This is a genomic window from Campylobacter concisus (genome assembly GCF_003048375.1).
Classification (GTDB): Bacteria; Campylobacterota; Campylobacteria; order Campylobacterales; family Campylobacteraceae; genus Campylobacter_A; species Campylobacter_A concisus_T.
In genome coordinates, this window is sequence record NZ_CP021642.1 from 305,789 (window position 1) to 330,595 (window position 24,807).

26 protein-coding genes are annotated in these 24,807 nt (G+C 41.0%); 18 read left to right on the forward strand and 8 right to left on the reverse strand.

From position 1 onward, the window contains the following. The first annotated feature begins 146 nt into the window (after positions 1 to 146). From CCS77_RS01550 to CCS77_RS01590, 9 genes are read left to right on the forward strand one after another with little or no spacing between them, the layout of a single operon-like run. Positions 147 to 2,090 (forward strand): FTR1 family iron permease, encoded by a 1,944-nt coding sequence (locus CCS77_RS01550; RefSeq protein WP_107916359.1) that lies wholly within the window; start codon positions 147 to 149, stop codon positions 2,088 to 2,090. A 20-nt stretch (positions 2,091 to 2,110) separates the two neighbouring features. Further along, positions 2,111 to 2,632 carry an iron transporter gene (locus CCS77_RS01555; RefSeq protein WP_004317727.1) on the forward strand — a complete coding sequence of 174 codons (522 nt, stop codon included), beginning with the start codon at positions 2,111 to 2,113 and terminating at the stop codon, positions 2,630 to 2,632. Between the two features lie 51 nt (positions 2,633 to 2,683). Beyond that, a complete protein-coding gene (locus tag CCS77_RS01560) occupies positions 2,684 to 4,063 on the forward strand; it encodes a Fe-S-containing protein (RefSeq protein ID WP_107916360.1) in 1,380 nt (459 codons plus the stop codon). After that, the gene (locus CCS77_RS01565; protein WP_107916361.1) at positions 4,060 to 5,352 is read left to right on the forward strand and encodes an ABC transporter permease; all 1,293 of its coding nucleotides are present in this window, start codon (positions 4,060 to 4,062) and stop codon (positions 5,350 to 5,352) included. The genes CCS77_RS01560 and CCS77_RS01565 overlap by 4 nt, the downstream gene beginning before the upstream one ends. Further along, positions 5,339 to 6,481 (forward strand): ABC transporter permease, encoded by a 1,143-nt coding sequence (locus tag CCS77_RS01570; protein ID WP_107916362.1) that lies wholly within the window; start codon positions 5,339 to 5,341, stop codon positions 6,479 to 6,481. Before CCS77_RS01565 ends, CCS77_RS01570 begins: the two co-directional genes overlap by 14 nt. 1 nt (position 6,482) lies before the next feature. After that, a complete protein-coding gene (locus tag CCS77_RS01575; protein WP_107916363.1) occupies positions 6,483 to 7,172 on the forward strand; it encodes an ABC transporter ATP-binding protein in 690 nt (229 codons plus the stop codon). Further along, entirely contained in the window at positions 7,162 to 7,656 is a 495-nt protein-coding gene (locus tag CCS77_RS01580) for a TlpA family protein disulfide reductase (protein WP_009294896.1), read from the forward strand. The genes CCS77_RS01575 and CCS77_RS01580 overlap by 11 nt, the downstream gene beginning before the upstream one ends. Positions 7,657 to 7,664: 8 nt before the next feature. Next, entirely contained in the window at positions 7,665 to 8,246 is a 582-nt protein-coding gene (locus CCS77_RS01585; RefSeq protein ID WP_009294895.1) for a hypothetical protein, read from the forward strand. Positions 8,247 to 8,277: 31 nt separating this feature from the next. After that, positions 8,278 to 9,531 carry a DUF2920 family protein gene (locus tag CCS77_RS01590; RefSeq protein ID WP_107916364.1) on the forward strand — a complete coding sequence of 418 codons (1,254 nt, stop codon included), beginning with the start codon at positions 8,278 to 8,280 and terminating at the stop codon, positions 9,529 to 9,531. Positions 9,532 to 9,587: 56 nt separating this feature from the next. On the opposite strand, the gene CCS77_RS01595 is transcribed toward CCS77_RS01590, so the two are convergent. From CCS77_RS01595 to der, 7 genes are all read right to left on the reverse strand, one after another. Beyond that, positions 9,588 to 11,954 carry a tetratricopeptide repeat protein gene (locus tag CCS77_RS01595; protein ID WP_107916365.1) on the reverse strand — a complete coding sequence of 789 codons (2,367 nt, stop codon included), beginning with the start codon at positions 11,952 to 11,954 and terminating at the stop codon, positions 9,588 to 9,590. Continuing rightward, the gene (gene serS, locus CCS77_RS01600; RefSeq protein ID WP_107916366.1) at positions 11,954 to 13,198 is read right to left on the reverse strand and encodes a serine--tRNA ligase; all 1,245 of its coding nucleotides are present in this window, start codon (positions 13,196 to 13,198) and stop codon (positions 11,954 to 11,956) included. The genes CCS77_RS01595 and serS overlap by 1 nt, the downstream gene beginning before the upstream one ends. A gap of 10 nt (positions 13,199 to 13,208) precedes the next feature. After that, positions 13,209 to 13,649: a copper resistance protein CopD gene (locus CCS77_RS01605; protein ID WP_107796721.1), complete on the reverse strand. Its 441-nt coding sequence runs from the start codon at positions 13,647 to 13,649 to the stop codon at positions 13,209 to 13,211. An 8-nt stretch (positions 13,650 to 13,657) separates the two neighbouring features. Further along, positions 13,658 to 14,623, reverse strand: coding sequence for a tryptophan--tRNA ligase (gene trpS / locus CCS77_RS01610; RefSeq protein ID WP_107916367.1), 966 nt, complete (start codon positions 14,621 to 14,623; stop codon positions 13,658 to 13,660). Between the two features lie 299 nt (positions 14,624 to 14,922). After that, the gene (locus CCS77_RS10405; RefSeq protein WP_161545282.1) at positions 14,923 to 15,075 is read right to left on the reverse strand and encodes a hypothetical protein; all 153 of its coding nucleotides are present in this window, start codon (positions 15,073 to 15,075) and stop codon (positions 14,923 to 14,925) included. A 7-nt stretch (positions 15,076 to 15,082) separates the two neighbouring features. Continuing rightward, positions 15,083 to 15,604: a shikimate kinase gene (locus CCS77_RS01615; protein ID WP_103595231.1), complete on the reverse strand. Its 522-nt coding sequence runs from the start codon at positions 15,602 to 15,604 to the stop codon at positions 15,083 to 15,085. Further along, entirely contained in the window at positions 15,585 to 16,973 is a 1,389-nt protein-coding gene (gene der / locus CCS77_RS01620; protein WP_107916368.1) for a ribosome biogenesis GTPase Der, read from the reverse strand. Before der ends, CCS77_RS01615 begins: the two co-directional genes overlap by 20 nt. 152 nt (positions 16,974 to 17,125) lie before the next feature. Here der and CCS77_RS01625 point away from each other — a divergent pair, with 152 nt between their 5' ends. From CCS77_RS01625 to CCS77_RS01665, 9 genes are all read left to right on the forward strand, one after another. Next, positions 17,126 to 18,016: a DMT family transporter gene (locus CCS77_RS01625; RefSeq protein ID WP_021084553.1), complete on the forward strand. Its 891-nt coding sequence runs from the start codon at positions 17,126 to 17,128 to the stop codon at positions 18,014 to 18,016. A 10-nt stretch (positions 18,017 to 18,026) separates the two neighbouring features. After that, entirely contained in the window at positions 18,027 to 18,827 is an 801-nt protein-coding gene (kdsA, locus tag CCS77_RS01630) for a 3-deoxy-8-phosphooctulonate synthase (protein ID WP_004317708.1), read from the forward strand. Between the two features lie 13 nt (positions 18,828 to 18,840). After that, positions 18,841 to 19,359: a hypothetical protein gene (locus CCS77_RS01635; RefSeq protein WP_107916369.1), complete on the forward strand. Its 519-nt coding sequence runs from the start codon at positions 18,841 to 18,843 to the stop codon at positions 19,357 to 19,359. Between the two features lie 4 nt (positions 19,360 to 19,363). Then, the gene (locus CCS77_RS01640; protein WP_004317694.1) at positions 19,364 to 19,693 is read left to right on the forward strand and encodes a DMT family transporter; all 330 of its coding nucleotides are present in this window, start codon (positions 19,364 to 19,366) and stop codon (positions 19,691 to 19,693) included. Next, positions 19,690 to 20,013 (forward strand): DMT family transporter, encoded by a 324-nt coding sequence (locus CCS77_RS01645; RefSeq protein ID WP_004317710.1) that lies wholly within the window; start codon positions 19,690 to 19,692, stop codon positions 20,011 to 20,013. Before CCS77_RS01640 ends, CCS77_RS01645 begins: the two co-directional genes overlap by 4 nt. A gap of 60 nt (positions 20,014 to 20,073) precedes the next feature. After that, positions 20,074 to 20,544 (forward strand): 6,7-dimethyl-8-ribityllumazine synthase, encoded by a 471-nt coding sequence (gene ribH / locus CCS77_RS01650; RefSeq protein ID WP_004317743.1) that lies wholly within the window; start codon positions 20,074 to 20,076, stop codon positions 20,542 to 20,544. Position 20,545: 1 nt separating this feature from the next. Next, complete coding sequence (gene nusB, locus CCS77_RS01655; protein ID WP_004317696.1) at positions 20,546 to 20,941, forward strand: transcription antitermination factor NusB; 396 nt, start codon at positions 20,546 to 20,548, stop codon at positions 20,939 to 20,941. After that, positions 20,938 to 21,618 (forward strand): orotidine-5'-phosphate decarboxylase, encoded by a 681-nt coding sequence (gene pyrF / locus CCS77_RS01660; protein WP_107916370.1) that lies wholly within the window; start codon positions 20,938 to 20,940, stop codon positions 21,616 to 21,618. Before nusB ends, pyrF begins: the two co-directional genes overlap by 4 nt. A 207-nt stretch (positions 21,619 to 21,825) precedes the next feature. Next, positions 21,826 to 22,068 carry a helix-hairpin-helix domain-containing protein gene (locus CCS77_RS01665; RefSeq protein ID WP_107916371.1) on the forward strand — a complete coding sequence of 81 codons (243 nt, stop codon included), beginning with the start codon at positions 21,826 to 21,828 and terminating at the stop codon, positions 22,066 to 22,068. 454 nt (positions 22,069 to 22,522) lie between these two features. Here CCS77_RS01665 and CCS77_RS01670 read toward each other — a convergent pair whose 3' ends face one another. After that, positions 22,523 to 24,766: a molybdopterin oxidoreductase family protein gene (locus CCS77_RS01670; protein ID WP_223230228.1), complete on the reverse strand. Its 2,244-nt coding sequence runs from the start codon at positions 24,764 to 24,766 to the stop codon at positions 22,523 to 22,525. Between the last annotated feature and the right edge of the window lie 41 nt (positions 24,767 to 24,807).

Consider the following 24,807-nt stretch of genomic DNA (forward strand, 5'->3'; position numbering starts at 1 on the left):
AAATTTACGTAAAGTTGATTATTAGATTGTAAAAAATATTATTTATGCTTTCAATTTACATTCTTTTATGATAATCGTTTTTATTTTAATCAAAGTAAAGGCTTGCTAATATTCGGGCAAAATATATTTTACAGGTGGTTTAACTAATGAATAAATTTTTTAAATTTATGCTTATCATGCTACTGCCTATCTGGCTTGTAGCAAAAAATGACGACTACACACAAGTCGCAGCTCAGATAAAAGAGTCATTACAAAAAGTAATAACAGAGTATAGAGCTGGCAACGTCGAGCAAGCAGTTAGCGATACTCAAAATGCTTATTTTGGCCTATTTGAAGATGTCGAAGCTGGCATCAGAATAAATTTAGGTCAGAAAAAAGCTTACTCTATGGAGAAGCAGTTTGGCGAGATCAGAAAGGCGATAAAAGCTGGCGAAGCACCAGATGACGTGCAAAAAAGAATAGATCAGATAAATAGCGAAATCGCTGAAGTTTTGCCAGTTATTTTAAATGGTCATAAGCTTGTTGGTGAGTATTCAGACACTCCAGCACAAGCTGCTACAAGTGGCTATGACACTTCTAAATTTATCCCTGAGTGGAAGGTGGCATTTGAAAATTTATCAGCTACTTTGGATAAAGCCATAGCAAGCTATGAGGGCGATAAACAAGATGATGCTAAAAATTCTATCCAAGATGCTAAATTTAATGATTATAGAAATACTCAACTTGAAATCGCCGTTCGTCAATATATAGAAAATGGCAAAAGCATAGATGCTGACATCCAAAGAAAGATGGGTGAAGCGATCAGTGGCATCGCTAACGGCATAACAAAAGATGATTTTAAAACAAAGCTAGAAGAGATCAAAAAACTAGCTTATGATGCCGTTTCAAAACTCCCAGCTGAGACAGTAAAACTAGCAAAAGTTGATATGAGTAGTGCAGCATCTAGCGATAGCAGCGAAGATAGTGGCACAGACTACACTCAAACTGTTAAAAACATAAATGACAAAATTCAAGCAGCCATCGCGCTTTACAAAGGTGGCAATAGCGCTAAAGCTATGGGCGATATCCAAGACATCTACTTTGATGAGTTTGAAGGTAGCGGCATGGAGAACAAAGTAGGTGCGATAGATGTAAATTTAAAAACAGCTATCGAAGCTACATTTGGTAACCTTGTGGCCCTTATGAAATCAGGTGCAGACGAAAAAACACTTGAAGAGAGTGCAAGCAAGATGTCATCTCAGCTAGCAGCTGCACTTGAGAAAACTAGCGGTTCAAGCTCACCTTGGACGCTATTTATCTGGGCTCTAACTATCATCTTAAGAGAGGGTTTTGAGGCTCTTATAATCGTTGCAGCCGTCGTTGCATATCTTGTAAAAACTGGCAATGCAAAATCTATGGGTAAGGTCGTATATAGCTCAGTTGGCGTGGCTGTCATCTTAAGCTTTGTCATGGCTTGGATAATGAACATCATCTTTGGCGAGGCAGCAGGTCAAAAAAGAGAGCTTATGGAAGGCATCACGATGCTTGTTGCTGTGGGACTTCTATTTTATGTTGGCTTCTGGCTTCTTTCAAATGCTGGCGCTAAAAAATGGAACGACTATATCAAATCTCACGTATCTGAGTCTATCTCAAGTGGCTCAAGCACAGCGCTTTGGTGGACTGTATTTTTAGCGGTATTTAGAGAGGGCGCTGAGACAGTGCTATTTTATCAAGCGCTTATCTTTGATGCAAAAGACTCAGCTGGCTACTTAATGATCGCAGCTGGCTTTGTTGTAGGTCTTATCGTTCTTTTGATAGTCTATTTCTTATTTAAAATTTTCGCTATTAAAATTCCTATTAAGCCATTTTTTATATTTACATCAGCTATCATCTTTTACATGTCGATCGTCTTTGTTGGCAAGGGCGTTGGCGAGCTAGTTGAGGGCAAAATTTTCATCCCAACTATCATAAAAGGACTAAATTTTCCTGACTGGATGAGAGACTGGCTAGGACTTATGCCATATTACGAGAGTTTAATACCTCAAATCATTATGGTGCTTGCCCTAATTATAGGCATCGTTATCATGAAATCAAAACAAAATAAAAACTAATCTTATTAAAAGGAGAGGAAATGAATAAAATTCTTAGTTCAGCTCTAGCACTTAGCCTAGCAGCTGGTTTTGCACTTGCTGGAGAGCACCCAATCGGCGAGCCTGTAGAGGCTAATGGTATGGAGATAGCTGCTGTTTATCTTGAGCCAATCGACATGGAGCCAAAAGGCGTTGATCTAGCTCCAAGCTTAGCTGATCTTCACTTAGAGGCTGACATCCACGCTATAAAAGGCAACAAAAACGGCTTTGGCGAAGGCGAGTGGATCCCATATCTAAAGATCAACTATGAGCTAAAAAACCTTGATAATGGTAAAACTAAAAAAGGTACATTTATGCCAATGGTTGCAAGCGATGGCCCACACTACGGCGCTAACGTAAAAATGGATACAGGTGTTGGTAACTATGAGCTTAAATTCCACATCGACAATCCAGAAAAACAAGGCTTTGGTCGCCACGCTGATAAAGAGACTGGTGTTGGTAAATGGTTTGAGCCTTTCACAACAACTTATAAATTTCAATGGACAGGTGGTCCTGTTAAATAATCGCTTTGGGGCGTTCTCGCCCCTTTTTAAAAATTCTCATAGGGTTTTGTTATGTCAATATACTTCTATCAGGTCTTTTTAGCCCTCCTTGGATTTACGCTTTTTGCTGCCTTAAATAACAATGGCAAAAGTTTAAAAACGATCTTTTTACCGTCATTTCTTGGCGTTGTTGCTGGTGTGCTTATCTTTAAAGCTGCTCGTCATGCGCTTGTTGATGACCAGTTTAAAATTTTCATAGATTCTGTGACACTGGTTTTTCTACTAATTAGCATTTTATGGATATTTTTCGAGCTTAAGATAGCAAAAATCGTAACGTTTTTTATTTTAGGCATCGGCTTTGGCTTTGGCTATAGCTCAAGTAGCGCTTTGTTCCCGTTATTTGGCGGCGAGCTGCTTGACACGCTTTCAGTCATAAGCTTCTTTTTGATGATCTTTGCGATGATCTTGATACTATTTTTATTTTTCTTCATTTCAAATTTAAAAGCAAGCATCCCATCATCAATAGCTAAAATTTTAGCTCTTATCACATTAGTATTTTTACTAGTTGATAGAAGCTCACAAACTGCACTTGAGCTTTTACGTGCAGGCGCTTTAAAGATAAGTAGCGAGCTAAATTCTCAAATTTTATCTATCAGCGCAAAAGGCATCTACGTCACAGAATTTAGTGCCTATTTTTACATAGCAGTGATCCTTCTTTTATGCATCATCGCGCTTTGCTTTGTGCCAAAGAGTATCGATAAGAGCACGTTTGGCTCTATCAAATACCGCTTTACAAAAGCCATTAGAGAAAATGTCTTTGACAATGCAAAATTTGCATTTTGTAGCGTTTTAATAGCGCTTGGCTTCTCTCTTTATTATGACCTTTACGCATCTCGCCCACCTCAAATTTCAGAGCCAGTCTTGGTTGAGCCAGTGGGAGATAAATTTATATTTGATGTTGATATGTTAAAAGATAATGAACTTCACAGATTTGCCTACATCACAGATGAGGGCAAACAGATAAGATTTTTCTTGCTAAACCGCTTTAGCGACCGCGTCTCGCCTGTCATCGTCTTTGACTCGTGCATGATATGCGGCGATATGGGCTATATAAAAAGAGGAAATGATCTTATTTGTATCTCTTGTAATGTTAGAATTTTCTTACCGTCAGTTGGTAAAGAGGGCGGTTGTAACCCAATCCCTATGGCATTTACCTTCGATGGTAAAAATATCATAGTTGATTATAAAACGATCGTCGCAGGGGCAAACTACTTTAGTAAGGTCGTCGAAAAGATGGTGCTTGACCCAGTAAGCCACAAAAAGGTGAGCAATCTTGATTCAAGATCATATTTATACTACGGACGCACATATTTCTTTGAGAGCAACGAAACTCAGGCGAAATTTGAAGCAAATCCAGAAAAATATGTAGAAACAAATGGAACGTTAAAATGAAAAATATGCAACTAAGAATGATAAAAAGCTCGATCACTGGCTCAAAGGTGCAAAAGACGATGGCGTTTATCACCATCTTGCTAGCTGCTCTTTTGATAGCTTGCATGCTAAATATCACGCTAAAAATCGGCGATCAAGTGGCAAGCGAGCTTAGAGGATATGGCTCAAATATCGTCGTTTTACCACGCGGTGAGAGCCTAAGCATCGAGATCGAGGGTAAAAATTTCACCCCACTAAAATCACAAAATTTACTCCCAGAAGCTGATATCTACAAGATAAAAGAGATCTTTTGGAGAAATAACATCGTCGCTTTTGCTCCGTTTTTAGAGACAAAAGTTAAAGACGCTAAGGGCGATGAGCTTAGCTTTGAGGGGACATATTTTGATAAAAATATCGGACTAAAAGATGAGCCAGAATTTAGCACAGGCGTTAAGAGCTTGTATGGATTTTGGGGTGTTGAGGGCGCTTGGCCAAAAGATGAGAGCATGGATGAAATTTTAGTAGGAGATGAGCTTGCAAAGGCTAAAAATTTAAAAGTTGGCGACAAATTTAGCCTTGTGGGCAAAAATGGCACAAAAGAGGTTAGCGTAGTTGGCATCTTAAAAGGGGCAAGTGATGAGGCACATAAGCTAATAGGCTCGCTCAAACTTGCTGGCGATCTCTCAGGGCATCCTGGCTCATACACAAAAGCCGAGGTCTCAGCCATGACGATCCCAGAAAATGACCTATCGCTAAAGGCTAGAAGAAATTTAGACAACCTTGATAGCGCAGAGTATGACAAATGGTACTGCTCGGCCTACGCTGGATCGATCGCATTTCAGATAGAAGAAAATTTACCAAACGTTAGCGCAAAAGCCAGTCTTCAAGTAAGTGATGCTGAGAGTAATATCGTAAAGAAAATTCAAAGCCTAATGGGTATCGTTAGTATCATCGCTCTTGTGGTCTCAGCTATTGGCATAACGTCGCTAATGACAAGTGAAATTTACCGCCGTAAAAAAGAGATCGGTCTTTTAAAAGCCATAGGCGCAAGTAACTTTGAAATTTACGCCCTTTTTGCTAGCGAGAGCCTTGTGGTTGCCTTTTTTGCGGGCATCACGGGAGCATTTTTAGGATACGCGCTAAGCTACGTGATGTCTTACATCATCTTCTCTCACGGCATAGGCATAGCATGGATCGTGCTGCCAATTAGCGTGGCATTTGCCTTGCTCATATCAGTCGTTGGCTCGCTAATGCCAATGAGAAACGTCATAAATTTACTACCTGCGGAGGTGCTATATGACCGCAAATAGCAAATTCTTTTACAATCTAATCTACAAAAGCCTAAAAAATGGCTCATCAAGGGTTATGGTCATCGTGATCTCGATCTTGCTTGGAGCGTGCGTGTGTGCGGCATTTGTCAATGTCTATCTGGACATCGACTCAAAGGTCTCACGCGAGCTAAAAACTTATGGTGCAAATATGATCTTTGCTCCAAAAGATATGGCGACAAGTGATGATATGAGTGAAAAAACCTATAATGAAATGATCGCTAAAGTGCCAAAAGATAAGCTTCTTGGCGAGAGCGGTTATCTCTTTGCTCAGGCAAATATCGGTCCGACAAACGCCATCGTCATGGGGACAAAATTTAGCAATCTAAAAAAGGTTAAGCCGTTTTTAGATGTTAGAGATGGAGGGATGATAAATGTCGATTTTGACGATAAAAACGTGCTAATAGGCGTCGATCTTGCTCGTCAAGCTGGCTTTAAAGCAGGCGATGATATAGAAATTCGTGCCATTGGCTCAAACGAGAGCATAAATGTAAAGATAAAAGGTGTAGTGGCAAGTGGCGATAAAGAGGATGCTCTTTTGATCACGTCGCTATCTTTGGCTCAGAAAATTTCAAACAAAGTTGGCAAGATAAACTACGCTGAAGCTGTTGTGCTTGGAAATTTTGACGAGATAACATCGCTTGCAAAAACTATAAGCAACGATGAAATAGTCGCAAAACCAGTGGCAAAGGTCTCAAAGTCTGAGGGCTATATCTTAGAAAAGATCAAACTTCTAATGGCACTTGTCAGCCTTGTCATCTTGCTGATTACTTCAATGTGCGTAAATACAACGCTTAGTGCTATCTTGCTCTCTCGATCACGTGAGATCGCACTTCTTAGAGCCATAGGCGCAAGCAAAAAAGACGTGCTAAGACTATTTGGCTTTGAAACATTTGTAACAGCGCTCATCTCAGCGTTAGTCGGAGCGTTTTTAGGTTATCTACTAGCTCAAATTTTAGGTTATGCGATATTTGATTCTAGTATTGATTTTAGAATTCTAAGCATCCCAGTAGCTGTGGTCATATCACTTCTTTTTGCAGCGATCGCAGCGTTTTACCCGATTAAGCGGGCACTTAATAACAAAATGGCAGATACACTAAGAGGAGAATGATATGCAAAATGCACTAGAACTTAAAAATATTTGTAAAATTTTTGGCGATGTAAAAGCACTTGATGATATAAGTTTTGAGGTTAAAAAGGGAGAGTGGGTCAGCGTCATGGGACCAAGCGGTAGTGGCAAGAGTACGCTTGTAAATATCCTTTCTCTAATGGATACTCCAAGTAGTGGCGTATATATGCTTGGTGGCGATGATGCGAGCAACCTAAATGCCGATGATACGCTTAAATTTAGACGTGAAAAGATCGGACTTGTCTTTCAGCAGTTTCACCTAGTGCCATATCTTAGCGCACTTGAAAACGTGATGATAGCGCAGTATTATCACAGCTCAGTTGATGAAGATGATGCTAAAAAGGCGCTTGAGGCAGTTGGCCTCTCTCACAGACTAACGCACAGACCAAGTCAGCTAAGTGGTGGCGAGCAACAACGCCTTTGTATCGCGCGCTCACTCATAAACGACCCTGAAATTTTAATAGCAGATGAGCCAACTGGTAACCTTGACGAGGCAAATGAGAGGATCATACTTGATCTATTTTGCAAGCTAAGAAAAGAGGGTAAGACGATACTTCTAGTCACTCACAACCCAGATCTAGGCGAATATGGCGATAAGATCGTCTATCTAAGACACGGCAAGCTAGAGAAAATTCGCACTATCGAAAATCCAAAGGTACCAAATGCGATATAAAATTTTACTTTTATGCCTAGTCTCAGCCCTAGTTTTGGGCTGCGTCAAGCAGTATGAGAAGCACCACATCACGCTAAATGACTCAAGTGGCATCGATACGCAGTTTTTCCCTACCGAAAAGCGCCTAAAGATCGGCGATAAGCCATATATGCTCTTTTTCTTTGGCACGGACTGCGGAGTGTGCAAGGCTGCGATCCCTGATCTAAACGCGCTTGAAAAAGAGTATGGCAAAGAGGTTCAATTTATCGGCATTTTAGGACCTAGCAAGGGTTTTGATAAGGATATCGAAATCTTAAAAGAGCACAACATCACCTTTAAAACTACAAGTGACAAGGTCTCGGTGGATTACTTCAGCAAGGCAGTTGGTGGCGTTATGGGCGTGCCAGTTATCTATTTTTTTGATAAAGATGGTAAGATGCGATCAAAATTTATCGGTCTTACACCAAAAAGTGTGCTTGAAGGTGCTATAAGATCGCTCTTATAGGAGTGAAGATGAGAAATTTCTTTTTATTTGTTCTAGCGGTGTTTTTTGTCGGATGTGCTAGCAGTACGCCAAATATCTCGGTAAAAACGAGCGATCCGATATTTTTTACGCTTGGAGAAGCAAACAAAAGCGTATATGTAAATTTTAAAAATAGCGCGACCGGACAAGATGTAAATGCTGAAATTTTAAGCGAATTTGCAAAGGCTGGCTTTAGAAATGAGCCAAATATCAAAAATGCCGACTTCATCATCCTTGGCGACGTGCAAAGCTTTTCTAGGACAACCAAAAGAGATCCTAGATTTTCAATGGGCATGGGATATGGCTTTGGCAGACCAAGTTTTGGCTTTGGCTACTCGATGTTTTTCCCATTTGATTATGATGACTATGATGACGACTTTAGCACAAACAGCTATGCTTACTACATGCAAGTAAGCGTGCTAGTGCGCCCAAAAGATGGCGGTGAGAAAGCGACAAATATCTCGCTCATGCAAGCTGGCAATGTCTATTCGCCAAGCTACATCTGGCCATTTTTCAAAGAGCGCCTAGCAAAACAGATCGTTAGCTTTTTTTATAACGTCTCACAAAGGTAGAGAAATTTAGCGAAATTTAAAAGGAGTTAAGATGCTAGTTAATGGAAGCTACGAAATTTTATCTTGTGATGATGTGGAGCTTGGCATCAAAAGAAGTTCTGCTTTATCATTTTATGCCTGTTATGACGATGTCAAGGAGGCAAAAGCTCTTTTAGTCATCATCCCTGGTCTTGGAGCAGACTCTGACTCTGGATATAGAACTCATCTCATGCAGACCATGGCAGAGAACTATGATGTGGCATGCATTAGTGTGGACTATCACTGTATAGGCAACCGCCCACAGCTTGGGGCGAAATTTGGACTTGATGATATAGATCGCGAAATCTTAACAAGAGAGCTGTCAAGCATAGGTATAAATTTACCAATCGATCTAAAAAGTATCGACTGCCACGAGAAGGTTGATTTGCTACTTAAATTTCTTAGTAAAGAGATAACTATTCGAAAAGAGAGCGGTATTTTGCCGGCTGATTTTAGGCTAAATGCTAGCATTACGATGGTTCCAACAAAAAATGAATATCAAAATTTTGGCGTTATGCAAGCAATGGACGTGCTAAATGCCGTGCTTTATACAAAAAAATATATAAATAGTGCCAAATTTGAACATCTACCAGTGATAATGGTAGGCAGCTCACATGGTGGATACTTGGCACATATGTGCGCTAAGATCGCTCCATGGCTAGTTGATGCGGTGATAGATAATAGCTCTTATGCTATATTTTTATGGCGACTTATTGGTTTTGGTAAAGAGATTGATTTTACTAGTTATCCTTGTTTTAGCACTGACACTTTGTATCAAAATTTATGTCTTTATTTTTTTGATAAGACCTACTGGACACCTAATGAGAAATCACCATATTATTTTAGTGATGCAAGAGAAGAGATAAGAAATATCCTAAATTTAGATCATTTAACTGTTCAAAGTAGCTATAAAAAACCAGTTTACGTTAGCCATCACTGCATTTATGACACAGATATAGCCCCATCAAAGGATAAAACCAAGCTTTACGAGACTCTTAAGAAGCTAAATTTTGACGCGACACTTCATATGATAAAAGATGAGAGCGAGGTTGATGGCAAATTTATAAAGTCTCTAACTCACGGCATGGGGATGTCTTATAAACTGCTTTTGCAAAGAGAGCTTCCTGGCGTTATGAAGAAAATTTTGTCTAAAAAAGATAAAAAAGATGAGATCAATGAAAAATGTATAGAGTATAAGTGTGGTGATTTGTTTTATAAATTTAGTGAAGTCTCAGATCAGATAAGGCTTGAAGTTACCAATATTTAAATTTTAGAGCCATTTTTATCTAAAGCTAGGCTTTTAAAGACCTAGCTTTAAATTTTCTAGTTATCTATCATAAAATCATAAAATTCGTTGTTATATTCTACGTTTCCTACTTTGCTGTATTGTATAAGAGCTGCTTTTATGTTATCGATTTGCTGATACATAAAGCCAAGGGCGGCTCTGTTTTCAACAGCGCTTGGATCATTTAGCTTTGTAAGCTCCAAAAGTGCGATCGCATTTGTTATTTTGTTCGCTCCAGTGGCTGCTACACTCGCTAAAAAGAGCGTTCCAGCGTCATTTATCTTAAACTCGTCTATGACCTCATTATAAAGCTTATAGCTCTCATCAAAGTCATTTGTAAAGATATCCACGTAGGCTAGAGTTTGGATCAAATTTATATTTTTTGGAGCCTCTTTTAGCTCGTCTCTTAGCTTATCGCGCTCCCTTGTTAGCAGACCTGAGATCTGAAGCAGCTTGATGTATTGCTTTTTGATGATATCAGCGCCGTGGTAGAAGGCATTTGAGTCGAGATTTTTATCGATGAAGTAAATTTGTATCGCTTTTGCATACTCTTTGACGTTTTGATCTTTGTTTTTAGAGATGAAATTTAAGATATTTGCGATGATGTCGTTTGGCAAAATTTTCATAAGCTCATCAGCTTTTTTTGACATTAGCTCATCGTTGTTTGAAATTTTAGCGATGATGATATCAAAGGCTAAATTTAGCGTCGTAGGCTCTTTTGGCTCTTCAAGCCACCTTATCATCGCACTTTGGTTGCCGCTAACTAGGCTTAAAAGTGAGGCATATAAATTTACAGGCTTTAGGCTCTTGTCGTTTTCTAAATTTTCGCCGATCTCTTCAACTAGTTTTGGGTTTAAATTTCTATTTGTATCCATGCAGATAGCCCCAAAGATACCTGAAAGGTGGTTATTTACGTCCTGATGGTAGCTTGCTATAAAGTGTTTTGCTGCAAGGCTAAAATTTCCAAGCTGAGCGTAGCTAAGAGCTAGGTTATACTGCAAGATCGAGTGGTTTGGGTAGGCTTTGGCAAGCTCTTCAAAGTCCTTGTTTGCCTCTTTTAAGCGGTAGTTAAGTGCCTTTGCGATGGCTTCGCTAAGTTTGGCATTGACCTTTGAGGCGGCGGCACTTTGGCTAAGGTAGTCATTTGCCGCTGAGGTGTCATCTAAAAAGACGCTAACTCCACCTTTTCTTATCTGCTCGATGCTCTGTTTTGCGTCAAAAACCTTATACGGCGCAAAATAAAATAGCGTCTCATAGCGCCTTGTTCTATCAAAAAACATATCGTCGCTAAAGTGCGCCTGAGCTAGGCTAACGTCAAAAAGATCTGGCTTTAGGATGGTCTTTATCTTGTAAATTTTACTTGGCATCGAGGCGTTGTAGTCATAAACATCTTTGATAAATGCCGCCGCATCGCCATAATCAGCTGTTTTTAGATCGATTAGCGCCTCAGTCATCTTGATAAGATCGATATTTGGCGTATTTTTAGAAGCCTTTGTTAGATAGTCCCTTGCCTTGTCGTATTTACCAAGTCTTGCGTAGAGCTGTGCTAGCGTAAAATCAGCTTTAAACGCCTTTTGCCCTTCAAGCTTAGCTATGGCTCTCTCATCATCGCCAAGAAGCGATAAAATTTTTGCGCTCAAATAAGCATACTCGCCCTTATAGTCCTCTGTGCTAGGGTGCGAGAGTGCTTGTAGCGCCTCGTAATAATTACCCTTGTAATAATTAACCAGCGCATAGTAGTAGCTGTAAAGTGGCGAGCTGTTTTCATACTGCAAAAAGGAGTCTGCAAGCCCTATGTAGTAGTTGAAATTTTTGGTGTTATTTAGCTCAAGTGAGCAAACAGCGGCGTTTATGGCGCTAACTGCGGTGTTTTCACGGTCAGTTATCGCTTTGTTAAACGAGATGATCGCCTCGTCACATTTTTCTTGTTTCATCTGCGAAACGCCGAGGTTGTAGTTTGAAAGTGACTGGTTATAAACAGCTATGTTTTCATAAATTTTTAACGCTTCAAATTTATTGCCACGCTCGTAAAGCTGGTTAGCCTTGTTTATCATCTCATCTATCTTTGAAGCGCCAAAATTTTGCGTTTGGTAGTTGTTTTCTATATTTTTTACGATAGCTGTAGTGTCTATCTCCTCTTTTTTATCTTTTTTTAGCAAGACGATTAGCAAAACAACTATCAAGATGACAAGTGCCAAAGCAGCCGCACCGATGATGATAAAGAGCTTTTTCTTGCTCTTTTTTACTGGTATTGGCTCTGGGATGCTCTCATCTTGAAGCACGCCATCACTTGCGATGCTCTCAAGCGAGACGATCTCTTCAGGTGCCTCGGATTTTGCCTCTTCAGGCGCTTGCTCTGCTTGCTCGCCAGGTGGTTTTAGAACTACAACCTCGTCATCAGCCACTACATATACCTTTTAAGAACTTCTGGAATTTCGATAGTGCCATCAGCTTTTTGATAGTTTTCCATTATCGCTATTAGCGTCCTGCCAACTGCCAGACTTGAGCCATTTAGGGTATTTACAAGCATATTTTTCTTGCCATCTTTAAAGCGAATTTTCGCTCTTCTTGCTTGAAAATCACGAGTATTAGAGATAGAGCTTATCTCGCGGTATTTGCCCTGACCTGGTAGCCAGACCTCAAGATCCACCGTCTTTGCCGCGCTAAAGCCTAGATCGCCACTGCAAAGAAGCATATGGCGGTGAGGCAAACCAAGGCTAGTTAGCAAGTCGCTAGCGCAAGATATCATCTCAGCAAGTACGCCCTCGCTTTGATCAGGCTTTGTGATGCTTACAAGCTCAACTTTTTCAAACTGGTGCTGGCGGATCATGCCTCTTGTGTCACGTCCTGCTGAGCCTGCCTCTTGGCGGAAGCATGCTGAGTAGCAAGTCATCTTTATAGGTAGCTGCTCGGCTTCAATGATGGTGTCATTGTATAAATTTGTCACAGGCACTTCGCTAGTTGGGATGAGATAGAGATCCTCGTCACGCACCTTGTAAAGATCCTCTTCAAATTTAGGCAGCTGACCGGTGCCAAAAAGTGTATTTGAGCTTACCAAATAAGGGACATTTACAAGCTCAAAGCCTCGCGCGTTGTTAAAGTCGATCATGTAATTAACAAGCGCTCTACTAAGCCTTGCTCCCATGCCGCGAAGCACGGTAAAGCGAGATCCTGAGAGCTTTGCGCCCCTTTCAAAGTCAAGCCAGCCAAGGCTCTCACCTAGCTCCCAGTGCTCCTTTGGCTTAAAGTCAAATTTAGTTGGCTCAAGCACCGTTTTTATGCAGACGTTATCGTCCTCGTCCTTGCCAAATGGCACGTCATCGTCAGTGATATTTGGCACGCTAAATGAAATTTGCTCAAGCTTTTCTTCATATTGTTTAACGATCTCATCAGCGTCAGCAAGGGCAGCTTTGTTTAAATTTAGCTCACTCTTAAGCTCGCTCACATCTTCACCAGCTCTTGCTTTTACGCCAAGCTCCTTGCTCTTTGCGTTTTGGATAGCTTGGAAATTTTCAAGTGCTTTGCGCTTTTGCTTTAGCTCGTTAAAAGTGTGTAAAAGCTCGTCTAGCAAGCTAGCTTTAACGTTTTTGCCCTCTAGTTTTTTTACGAATTCATCGTAGTTTGTCTCAAGTAGTTTTAAATTTATCATTATCCTCTCCTTAAACCATAAACATAACTTTTGCAAGCAATACGATCGCCACCGCAAGCGTAAGTGCGATAGGGTGGATGTTGCCAAGTGGGCTAGGGCGCTTAAATATAAATTTGCAGCTTAAATTTACTATCACCGCAGCCACGATCACCATCGCTAAGCAAAATTTGATCATAAAAGCGATCTGTAAATTTGTCTCAAAGTAGCCTCCAGCCTTGCTGCCGACCCAGTTACTCATCATCATGCCACCAGTTAAAACTAAAAGTAGTACGCAAATAGGCATGATCTTAACAGCTACTGAGCCGATGGATTGTTTTGCCTTTTGAGCGAGCTCTGGTGGCATCTTTTTGCTCGCCGCTCTTAATATAATCACATCAAAAAATAGATAACCAACAAAGATAATCGCACAAAAAAGGTGAATTATCTGCGCGTAGGGATATAAATTTTGCATATTTTTCCTTATCTGTAAATTCCAACTGCTTCACGCACTTTTTTTATCGTTGTGCTAGCTATATTTTGAGCCTTTTTAGCGCCCACCTCTAAAATCCCAGACACTTCGTCAGGGTTGTTTTGATAGTATTCAAATTTCTCTCTTGCCTCTTTGAAATAGTCCCAAACAAGCTCGTTTAGATAGGCTTTAAAATGCCCATGTCCCTCGCCGCCACGCTCATATCTAGCCTGCAAGTCGCGCTGTCCGCTCTCGTCTAAGAATAGCTTTGCGATATTATAGACATTGCAGTTTTGCCACTGCTTTGGCTCTTCAAGCGGTGTGCCATCAGTCACGATGCTTGAAATTTGCTTTTTAAGTGTCTTGGCGTCTGCGAAGATATCGATCGTATTGCCGTAACTTTTGCTCATCTTTTCGCCATTTGTGCCAGGCACGGTAGCGACATTTTCGTCAATCTTTGCCTCAGGCAGAGTGAAAATCTCACCATGTTCGTTGTTAAATTTGATCGCGATATCACGCGCGATCTCTACGTGCTGGATCTGGTCTTTGCCCACAGGCACGACCTGCGCGTTATATAGCAAGATATCAGCCGCCATCAAAACTGGATAGCTAAAGAGTCCGTGGTGCGAGCTAAGGCCTTTTGCGACCTTGTCTTTGTAACTGTGCGCGCGCTCAAGTAGCCCCATAGGCGTATACTGGCTTAGCACCCAGTAAAGCTCAAGCACGTCTTTAACGTCGCTTTGCACCCAAAACGTGCTTTTGTTTGGGTCGATCCCAAGCGCCAAAAAGGCACACGCAGCGTCAAATGTATTTTTCTTTAGTGCCTTGCCGTTGCTAAGGCTGGTCATCGCGTGGTAGTTTGCTATAAACATAAACATCTCGTTTTGCTCTTGCATATCAACCATCTGCTTTATCGAGGCAAAATAGTTGCCAAGGTGTAGTTTGCCGGAGGGTTGGAGGCCGGTTAATACTCTCATCTTATCCTTTCAAATTTTGGCTTTTTCTCGCGAGCGCTTTTGATAGAGATTTGAAATTTTAAGCTTTCGGCAGACTATATGTCTAGCCTCGGCTTAAAATTTCTACACTACTCTCGTCGCTTTAGCGTTGCGAACAAGTGAAGCAAAAAATCATCTCACGATACTTCGCCAAAATGCTTTTTAAATTTTAACATCACGTTAGACTTTATGTGTCTAGCTTGATCTTAAAATTTATCTCGCAGACTAAATGCCTAGTCTTGATTAAAATTTGACTGCACAACATTTGTCGCTTTAGCGCTCTAATAAAGAGAAGCAAAATTTATCTCAAAATTTTGCCAAAATTTCTCACTACAAAACGTTAAATTTGGCTCAAACATCACAAATTCCAACACCACGCCAGACAGCCATCTAGCCTGATCTTGAAATTTATCGTTGCAAGTAGCCCTCGCCACTTTGCAACTAAACTTTTAAAAGTATCCTTATCTCTTTTACGATCTGCTTTGGAGTTTTGCCCTCCACTTCAACGATATAATCAGCCTTTTTCTCATAGAGTTTCTCTCGCTCCAGATGAAGCGCCTCAGCCTTTTTTAGGTCGCTTAAAAGTGGGCGTTTAGCGATCTTTTTCTCGCTATTTTTGCTATTTTTTAGCCTCTGCATGATCGCATCAAAGCTTGCTTTTAGATAGATCACGGTGCCTATTTTGTTTAAATTTTTAACCTTTGCAAAGCCCCCACCTGTCGAGATGATCGCATTTTTGACATTTGTGGCTAAAAATTTAGCTAGATCTTTTTCAAGCTGCCTAAAATATTCTTCGCCAAATTCATCAAAGATAGCTTTTATCTTCATATTTTGCGAGCTTTCTAGCAAGTCGTCGCAGTCAAGGTTCATCGTCTTTAGCGCCTTGCTTAGCGCCCTTGCGGTTGTGCCCTTGCCAACGCCCATAAACCCTATCAAAACGATATTATTGTTCTTTGTCTTCATCACTCTCTCCACGTTTTTTAGGGATCAGTACGATAGGCACGCCAGCTAGACTAAAGCTCTCTCTAAGCTTGTTTGTCAGGTAGCGTTTGTAGCTAAAGTGTAGGCATTTTGGGCGGTTCATTATGAGCGCTATCATGATAGGCGCGGTTTTAAACTGCACTGCGTAGTAAATTTTTACGACCCTGCCTTTGTTGCGTGGCAGTGGATGCGCTTTGGTCGCTTCGCCGATCACTTCATTTAGCTTTGAAGTTTGGATTTTTTGGGTGTAGTTTTTGTAAATTTCAACTATGAGCGGGTAAATTTTATGCACTCTTTTGCCGCCAAGTGCTGAGACGCTGATGATAGGCGCGTATGAGAGAAATTTAAACCTATCTTTTATCTCTTTGCAAAGCTCGTCAAATTCTTCGCTGCTTTTGTCCCATTTGTTTAGCACGATGATGACGCCAAGCTCAAATTTCGAAGCGATACCAGCGATACGCTCGTCAAGCTCTGTTAGTGGCTCAGAGCTATCAAGCACAAGTAGCGCTACGTCTGTCTCTTCTAAAATTTTCTCAGTTCTATTTAGCGCGTATCTCTCGATGCCCTCGATCTTGCCACGCTTTCTGATACCAGCAGTATCGACAAACTCAAAAACCCTGCCATCATGCTCGTAAATTTCATTTACTGGGTCGATCGTAGTGCCTGCCACGTCGCTAACGACGGCGCGACTCTCTTTTACAAGAGCGTTTAGAAGTGAGCTTTTGCCGACATTTACGCGGCCTATGATGCCAACTCTGATGTTTTTGCTCTCATAGTCTATCTCGTCGCTTAGCTCGCCCTCGTCGTTATAGTTTTCTAAAAAATCATCAAAATCTTCACTCGTATCGGCCTTTATCTGCACTTTCGCTTCTAAGTGTTTTGCCAGCCAGATGCTAAGCTCATCGACGCCAGTGTTGTGGCTTACTGAAATTCCAAATGAGTTTTTTGCGCCAAAACTTACAAATTCCCACTCTCTTTGCTCGTCTTTTTTGCTATCGATTTTGTTGATGACTAGAGCGATTGGTAAATTTAGCTTGCTAAGCTCGTAAAAAATGGCTCTATCCTCATCATCTGGCATCATTTTGCCATCGACCATGTAGAGGATAACGTCTGAGTTTTTAGCCTCTGCTAAGGTCTTTGCTTTTACGTTTTTAAAAAGCTCGCTGCTATCATCAAGCCCGCCGCTGTCGATTAATATACACTCTTTGCCCTCAACTTCGATCTTAGCTTTGTTTGTATCTCTTGTAGTGCCGCTAACGTCGCTTGTTATGGCGATGCGTCTTCTTGCTAAGCGGTTAAAAAGTGAGCTTTTGCCGACATTTGGCTTGCCTACTAATATTACTTTTTGCAAATTTTGTCCTTTTTATGATGGCTGATTATACAAATTTTTCTCTTATATAAAGTATAAAATTACGCTTAAAAGCGCCGAAATAAAAGAAAAAATCAACCAAAATTTAAGCCATTTTTTATTAAAATGAGTGCTTCAAATTTAGAGGTTTTGCGATGTTAAAAAGGTTTTATATTTCACATCTTGGCATTTTTTATATGCTCTTTGCTTGCTTCATGTTTGCCGTGACTGGCGCATTTGCGAAGTATCTGAGCAAAGATATGCCTTCTATCGAAGTTGTTTTTTTTAGAAATTTGATCGGACTTTTCATCGTCATCTACGCCATCTATAAATTTCCATTTAAACAAACTGGCGGGCACTTTTTCTTGCTGATGTTTCGCGGTTTTGTGGGCACGGTGGCGCTTTTTGCCTTTTTTTATAACGTCGCACATGTAAATTTGGCCACAGCCTTTACCTTTCAAAAGACAAATCCAATCTTCACAGCCATTCTCGCAGCTATTGTTTTTAAAGAGCGTCTAAGCTCGCTTGGCTGGTTTGCTGTCTTTTTGGGATTTGGCGGAATTTTGCTTGTTATCCAGCCAAATTTAGGTATCAATAAAACCGATATCATCGGCATTTGGAGCGGCCTTGGAGCGGCTATTGCCTACACGAGTGTCAAGGAGCTAAACAAGAGCTACGGCACAAACGTGATCGTGCTAAGCTTCATGCTTTGGGGCTCGTTTTTGCCGCTTATTTGCATGGGGATGGCTGAGTTTTTCACCTATGAGCCTCTTGATTTTTTATTTTCTAAATTTGCTATGCCAAGCTGGCACAACGTCGTGTTTATCTTGCTGATGGGGCTTAGTGGCTACTATTTTCAGGCGTTTATGACAAAGGCATTTGCAGTTGGCAAAAAAGCTGGCGTGATCGCTGCGGTTAGCTACGCTGACGTCATTTTTACGCTTATAATTGGCTATTTTATGGGCGATGCGTTGCCAAATCACCTAGCACTCGCAGGTATCGTGCTTGTTGTGGTGAGTGGAATTTTAGTTGTTAAAGAAAAATAAAGGAGAAAAAATGATCTTAATCGCTGGACCTTGCGTGATAGAGAGCAAGGAGCTTGTTTTTGAAGTGGCAAAAAGGCTAGTTAAATTTAATGAAAATCCAAAGCTTGACTTTTACTTTAAGTCGAGCTTTGATAAGGCAAATCGCACGAGCATTAGCTCGTTTCGTGGCCCTGGGCTAGAGAAGGGTTGTGAAATTTTAGCTGAGGTGAAAAAAGAATTTGGCTTTAAAATTTTAACCGATATCCACGAGAGCTATCAAGCTCAGCCTGTTGGCGAAGTGGCTGATGTGCTACAGATCCCTGCATTTTTGTGCCGTCAAACTGACCTGCTAGTAGCAGCTGCAAAGACAAAAGCGGTCGTAAATATCAAAAAAGGGCAGTTTTTAGCAGCTTCAGCGATGAAGCACTCTGTGAAAAAGGTGCTTGAAACAAGGGGTGTGAGCGGTGATGGATACGAGGTCGCAAAGGCGAATGGCGTCTGGCTAACCGAGCGTGGAAGCACCTTTGGATATGGAAATTTAGTCGTTGATATGAGGAATTTAGTGATGATGAGAGAATTTGCGCCAGTCATTTTTGATGCGACCCACAGCGTGCAGATGCCAAGCGCACTTGGCGAAAAAAGTGGCGGAGACGCTAGGTTTGTGCCGTATCTTGCAAGAGCAGCAGCTAGCGTTGGGGTGGATGGATTTTTCTATGAGACGCACATAAACCCTTGCGAAGCGCTTTGCGACGGACCAAATATGCTAAATTTAGACGAGCTTGAAAAGGTCGTAAATGACACGCTAAAGATAGAGGAAATTTTAAATTTTTAAACTAAGGAGAGAGATGAAAAGGATTTTAACGTTACTTTTTGGAGTGTTGTTTTTAGTAGGTTGCGGCTCATCTCAGCCAAAGGTGCCACTTGCTGGCAAGTATAAATTTGAGGGCATTAGCTACACTCATGTGCAGCGCCACGAGCCGACAAAATTTTTCTATCAAAGCCCAAAAATGATCGAGAAAAAGTATAACAAGCAAATCACTGAGGCGCTTACAAAAGAAAATTTGCTTGATCCAAATTCTAACGACGAGCTAAAGATAAAGGTAACTCACCGCAGAGAATTTATAGGCGAGGCGACCTTTGCTAAAAGCGACAGGACGGGCAATATCTACCTTACTTACGAGGTAGAAGTCGTTAGAAATGGCGAAGTTTTGAGGCATTATAGCTCTAGTGAGCTAAGATTTAACCCTGGGGTCTTTGGAAATTTAAAGGGATTAGTTGGACAAAATAACGATGATAGCCTTGAAAATAAGGCGATTAGCGCAAACGTAAAAGAGATCGTTGATACCATAAAAGGTATGAAGTAAATTTATGTCAAATAGAGGCTTTTTGTGGATATTTTTAGGTGCGGTGGCTGAGTGTGGCTGGGCGTATGGGCTAAAGCACGCGTCAAATTTAAGTGAATTTTTGCTTACGACGCTGCTTGTTAGCATAAGTTTTGTCTCGTTTATGAAGGCTTTAAAATATCTGCCTGTAAGTATCTCATACGCTGTATTTGTGGGCTTTGGGACAGTTTTTATCGTCATAGCTGAGATCATCAGCGACTACGTGACAAGCGGGATCATGCCAAATTTCATTAGGCTATTTTTCATAGCGACGCTCATTTTAGGCGTGCTTGGGCTAAAAGGCATAAAAGAATGATCCATTTTTTAGCGCTTTTATTAGCTGGATGTTGCGAGGTCTCTGGCGTCTTTTTTATCACGAAATTTTCAAAAAGCACAGGCGTAAAAAAGTGGGCAAATTTCATCCTTTTGCTTGGAAATTTCGCCCTTTCTCTAACACTACTTAGCTACGCGATGCAAACTATCGCTATGTCGGTGGCGTATGCGATCTGGACAGGCATCGGAGCGATCGGAGCAGTAGTGGTTGGCGTAGTTTTTGAAGGTGAGAAGATAAATTTTAAAAAAGCCTTGTTTTTGGCGCTCATCATCTTTAGCGTCATCATGCTAAAGATAGTTTGACGAAGGGTCTATTTTTAAACAAGCTTTTGCTAAACTTGCATAAAAAATAAAGGAGCAAATATGAAAATAATCGAGGGAAATTTGGCCCTAAAAGGCAACGAAAAGATAGCGATCATAAACGCAAGGTTTAACCACATCATCACAGACCGCTTGGTAGAGGGCGCAAAAGATGCATTTTTACGCCACGGCGGCGACGAGAAAAATTTAACTTTAGTGCTAGTCCCTGGCGCATTTGAGATACCTATGGCGCTTGAAAAGGTGCTTGCAAGCGGTAAATTTGACGCGGTTTGCTGTGTGGGAGCGGTGATAAGAGGCTCAACGCCACACTTTGACTATGTAAGTGCCGAGACCACCAAAGGCATCGCAAACGTCACGCTAAAATACGCAAAACCAGTCACATTTGGCGTGCTAACAGTAGATAACATCGAGCAAGCGATCGAGCGAGCTGGTAGCAAGGCTGGAAACAAGGGCTTTGAAGCGATGACGGGCGTTATAGAGATGCTAAATTTATACAAAAAGCTAGGAGAGTAAAATGGCCACACGTCATCAAGTGAGACAAGCCATCGTTTCGCTACTTTACTCAAACGAGATAAATCCGGTAACTGCGGAGTTTGAAGAGGAATTTTTAGAAGAGAAAAAGATAAGAAATGAGCGCAAAAACGAGGCGCAGCAGACCTTTAAAGAGGTGCTAGCAAACAAAGAAAAACTAGATGAAATTTTAAAGCCACACCTAAAAGACGGCGACTTTAGCAAGGTTGGCGCAACAGAGCTTGCTATCCTTAGACTTGGGCTTTACGAGATGAAATTTAGCCAGACAGATAAAGCCGTCATCATAAACGAGGCGATCGAGCTTGCAAAAGAGCTTGGAAGCGACCAGGCGCCAAAATTTATAAACGGCGTGCTAGATAAGATAAAGGGCGATCTGTGAAGCTCTGCGTCGCTCTTGATATGGCGAGCAAGGATGAAAATTTAGCCCTTGTAAAAGAGCTAAAAGGGCTTGATCTTTGGCTAAAAGTGGGGCTTAGAAGCTATCTTAGAGACGGAGCTAAATTTATAGAGGAGCTAAAAGGGGCAGGGGAGTTTAAAATCTTTCTTGATCTAAAGCTCTATGACATCCCAAATACGATGGCAGACGCGGCTGAGGTCGTCTCAAAGATAGGTGTGGATATGATAAACGTGCACGCAAGCGCTGGCATACGCGCGATGAAAACTGTGATGGAGCGTCTTAGTGCGCTGCAAAATCGCCCTTTAGTGCTTGCGGTATCGGCACTTACTAGCTTTAATGAGAGCGAATTTGAAGCGGTTTATAACGATACGCTATCTCGCTCGGTCAGGAAATTTAGCCAGATGAGCTTTGAAGCGGGGCTTGACGGCATGGTCTGCTCGGTCTTTGAAAGCAAGCTCATAAAAGACGTGACAAATCAAAATTTCATCACGCTTTGCCCTGGAGTTAGGCCTTTTGGCGAGAGTGCGGGCGATCAAAAGAGGGTTGCAAATTTAGTTAGCGCAAAGCAAGAGGGCAGTGACTTTATCGTTGTTGGCAGGCCGATCTACGAAAACGCAAATCCAAGAGAAATTTGCGAACGCATTTTGGAGCAAATTTAGCACCCTAACTTGCATAAAATTTGATCTAAAATCATTTTAAGTATGGCTTTTCGTGTAAGAAATTTAAATTAGACCACCTTGTGAGAAGCTTGGATAGCGACTCAGCGTAGTAGCAAGATGAAATTTAGCTAGCTTTGTAGCGCACGAATAAAATTTAAAATTTCATTGCGGCGAGCTTGGCGAGCTTAAAAGAAATTTGAGGTAAATTTGAGCGATTTTAAGAAAATCCCCTATGTCGGCGAGGCGACGCAGGCCGATCTGCTGGCACTGGGCTACGAGGATATCGCTTCGCTAAAGGGAGTGGATCCTGAGGAGATGTTTGAACGCACAAAGGCGCTTGGACGCGGCAGTGATAGGTGTATTCTATATGTTTACCGCATGATTTGTTATTACGCAAACACTCCGCACCCAGACAAAGCCAAGCTAAAATGGTGGCTTTGGAAAGATTAAATTTTAAATTTTTAGCGCTAGTTTTTAAATTTGACCTATTAAATTTAAATAGTGCAGGTCTTTGCAGAACACAAGCACACTTTTTGCCGCGAAAAAACGGAGCTAAAAATTTGTTTTTTAAAATTTAAAATAAAGGTTTGGATATGCTTTCTTTATTTAAAATTTTTCTAGTCATTTTTGTATTGTAGTTTTTGGAATTTATGTGCTTGTTAGGGCTTTTATCTCATAAACGAATTTGTAGCTATTTTTAAAATTTCTTGATTTTTTGATTGATTTTTTATTTTATAAGAGTATATCTTTGTTGTATTTATTAGTGTTAGAGATACAAAATATATACACATTATAAGCAAATTTTTTGATCAAAGAAGAGCTTTTATAGTGAAGCTTAAATGCAGATGATAAGAGAAAATATTTCTATGAAATTGTATGATTCAAGGGCATTGCGCCCTTGAAATTATGATCTAACAGGTGAAAGATAAGGTTTTTCAGAGTGCATAGACATCTCGTTTTGTTGTCTAAATGCTATATACTCCTCTTCGCTTAACCTTTTTATGTTAGCTATAGTGATCTTAAGAGGTGTGATACCTGAGAGTGGATCGTGATCTTGTGCATTTGCAAGCTCGTTACCGTCAGCCTCACTATAATGGAAAGTCGTAAATATCGTGCTTTCTCTAAGGTCAGGATTTACGCGAAGTTTAGCTGCGATCCTGCCACGTTTGTTCTCTACCATTGCGTAGCAGCCATCTTCTAGCTCTCTTTCTCTTGCGATATCAGGGCTTACTTCGATTAGTGGACCTTCGATGCCAGCGCCATACTCTAGCGGTGGGCACTCTCTAGTCATCGTACCTGTGTGGTAGTGATAAACTTTTCTACCTGTTGTAAATAAGCAAGGATAAACCTCATCAGGTACTTCGCTCATCGCACCTGAGCCTACTGGATAGCCATCAGGTATATGCATTTTGGCTTTAAATTCAGCCTCCATGCTCGCACGCTTATCTTTATCGTCTGCGTAAAGTACTGGAGCTAGGCGGAATTTACCATCAGGTAGCATTGATTTGTGATCGGTATAAAGATCAGGTGTGCCTGGATGATCTTCATCAGGGCATGGCCAGCTGATGCCACCTAGTTTTTCAAGTCTATAGTAGCTGATACCACCAAAGAATTTAGGCATTAGTTTTCTAAGCTCATCCCAAACCTCTTCTGCACTTAAGAAGTCAAATCCCTCAAGTCCCATAGCTTTTGCAATGTTGCAAACTACTTTCCAGTCAGGCTCTACGCCACCTACTGGTTCGCTTGCTTTTCTAGTTCTTTGAACGCGGCGAGATGTGTTGATAAATGTTCCATCTTTCTCACCCCAACCAGCTGCAGGTAGGACAACATCGGCCTTTTGAGCACTTTCAGTAAAGAATAGATCTTGCACGATAAAGCAGTCTAGGTGGTGCGTAGCATGCACAAAGTGCTCTGTCCAAGGGTCACTCATAACAGGGTTTTCGCCGTAAACGTAAAGCACTTTTAGCTCACCACTATCCATCTTATCAGGTGCATATGTTAGTTTAAAGCCAGGCACTGGATTAAGCTCGAAGTGCCAAACTTTGCGAGCTTGCTCTTGTGCGTAAGCGCTATTTACTGCACCTGCTGGGATGACGTTAGGTAGTGCGCCCATATCGCATGAGCCTTGAACGTTGTTTTGTCCACGAAGCGGATTTACTCCAGCGCCTTTTTTACCTAAATTTCCTGTTAGGATCGCTAAATTTGAAAGCGAGAAGACATTTGATGTACCATCGCTAAACTGAGTGATACCCATAGTGTAGCAAATAGCAGCACTGCCGGCTTTTGCATACATCCTAGCAGCCTCAGTGATAAGCTCTTTTTTGACGCCAGTCTCACGCTCAAATCTCTCAGGAGTGAAGTCTTTTACGGCTTCTTTTAGGTACTCAAAACCCTCTGCATATTTTTCGATAAATTCTGTATCTTGTAAATTTTCAGAGATGATGACGTTCATCATTGTGTTTAGTGTTTTGATGTTTGAGCCAACTGGAATTTGCAAGAATATATCGGCTTTTTTAGCCATATCGGTGCGTTTTGGATCCACAACAATCATTTTTGCACCACGCTCTAAGCCTCTTTGCATCTGCATAGCGATGATCGGGTGGCATTCGCTTGTGTTTGTGCCTATTAGTAAAAATACATCTGTATCAGTTGCAAATTCAACAAGATCGTTTGTCATTGTTCCGTTTCCAAGGGTGCTGGCAAGACCTGCCACTGTTGGAGCGTGTCAAAGACGAGCGCAGTGATCTACGTTGTTACTTCCTAAAGCACGAAAGAATTTTTGAAATACATAGTTGTCTTCGTTGTTTGAACGAGCCGAACTAAAGCCCATGATAGAGCTTGGACCATATTTTTCAACGCTATTTTTAAAAGTCTTTCCTAAAAATTCATAAACCTCTTCAAAGCTAACCTCTTCAAGTTTGCCCTCTTTGTTAAACTCTCCGTTTAGTTTTCTCATCATTGGTTTAGTTAAACGTTTTGGAGAATTTACAAATTCCCAACCAAACATACCTTTTAAGCACAACTCGCCATCATTTACATGGTGGTTCTCAGTCGGCTTTGCATCGACTATCCTACCGTTTTCTACGATAAGGTCTATGCCGCAACCAGTTCCGCAATACGGACAGGTTGTTTGAACAATCTTTTGCATAGATTTCCTTTCAAGTAATATTTCTAATAACTCGGTTATTA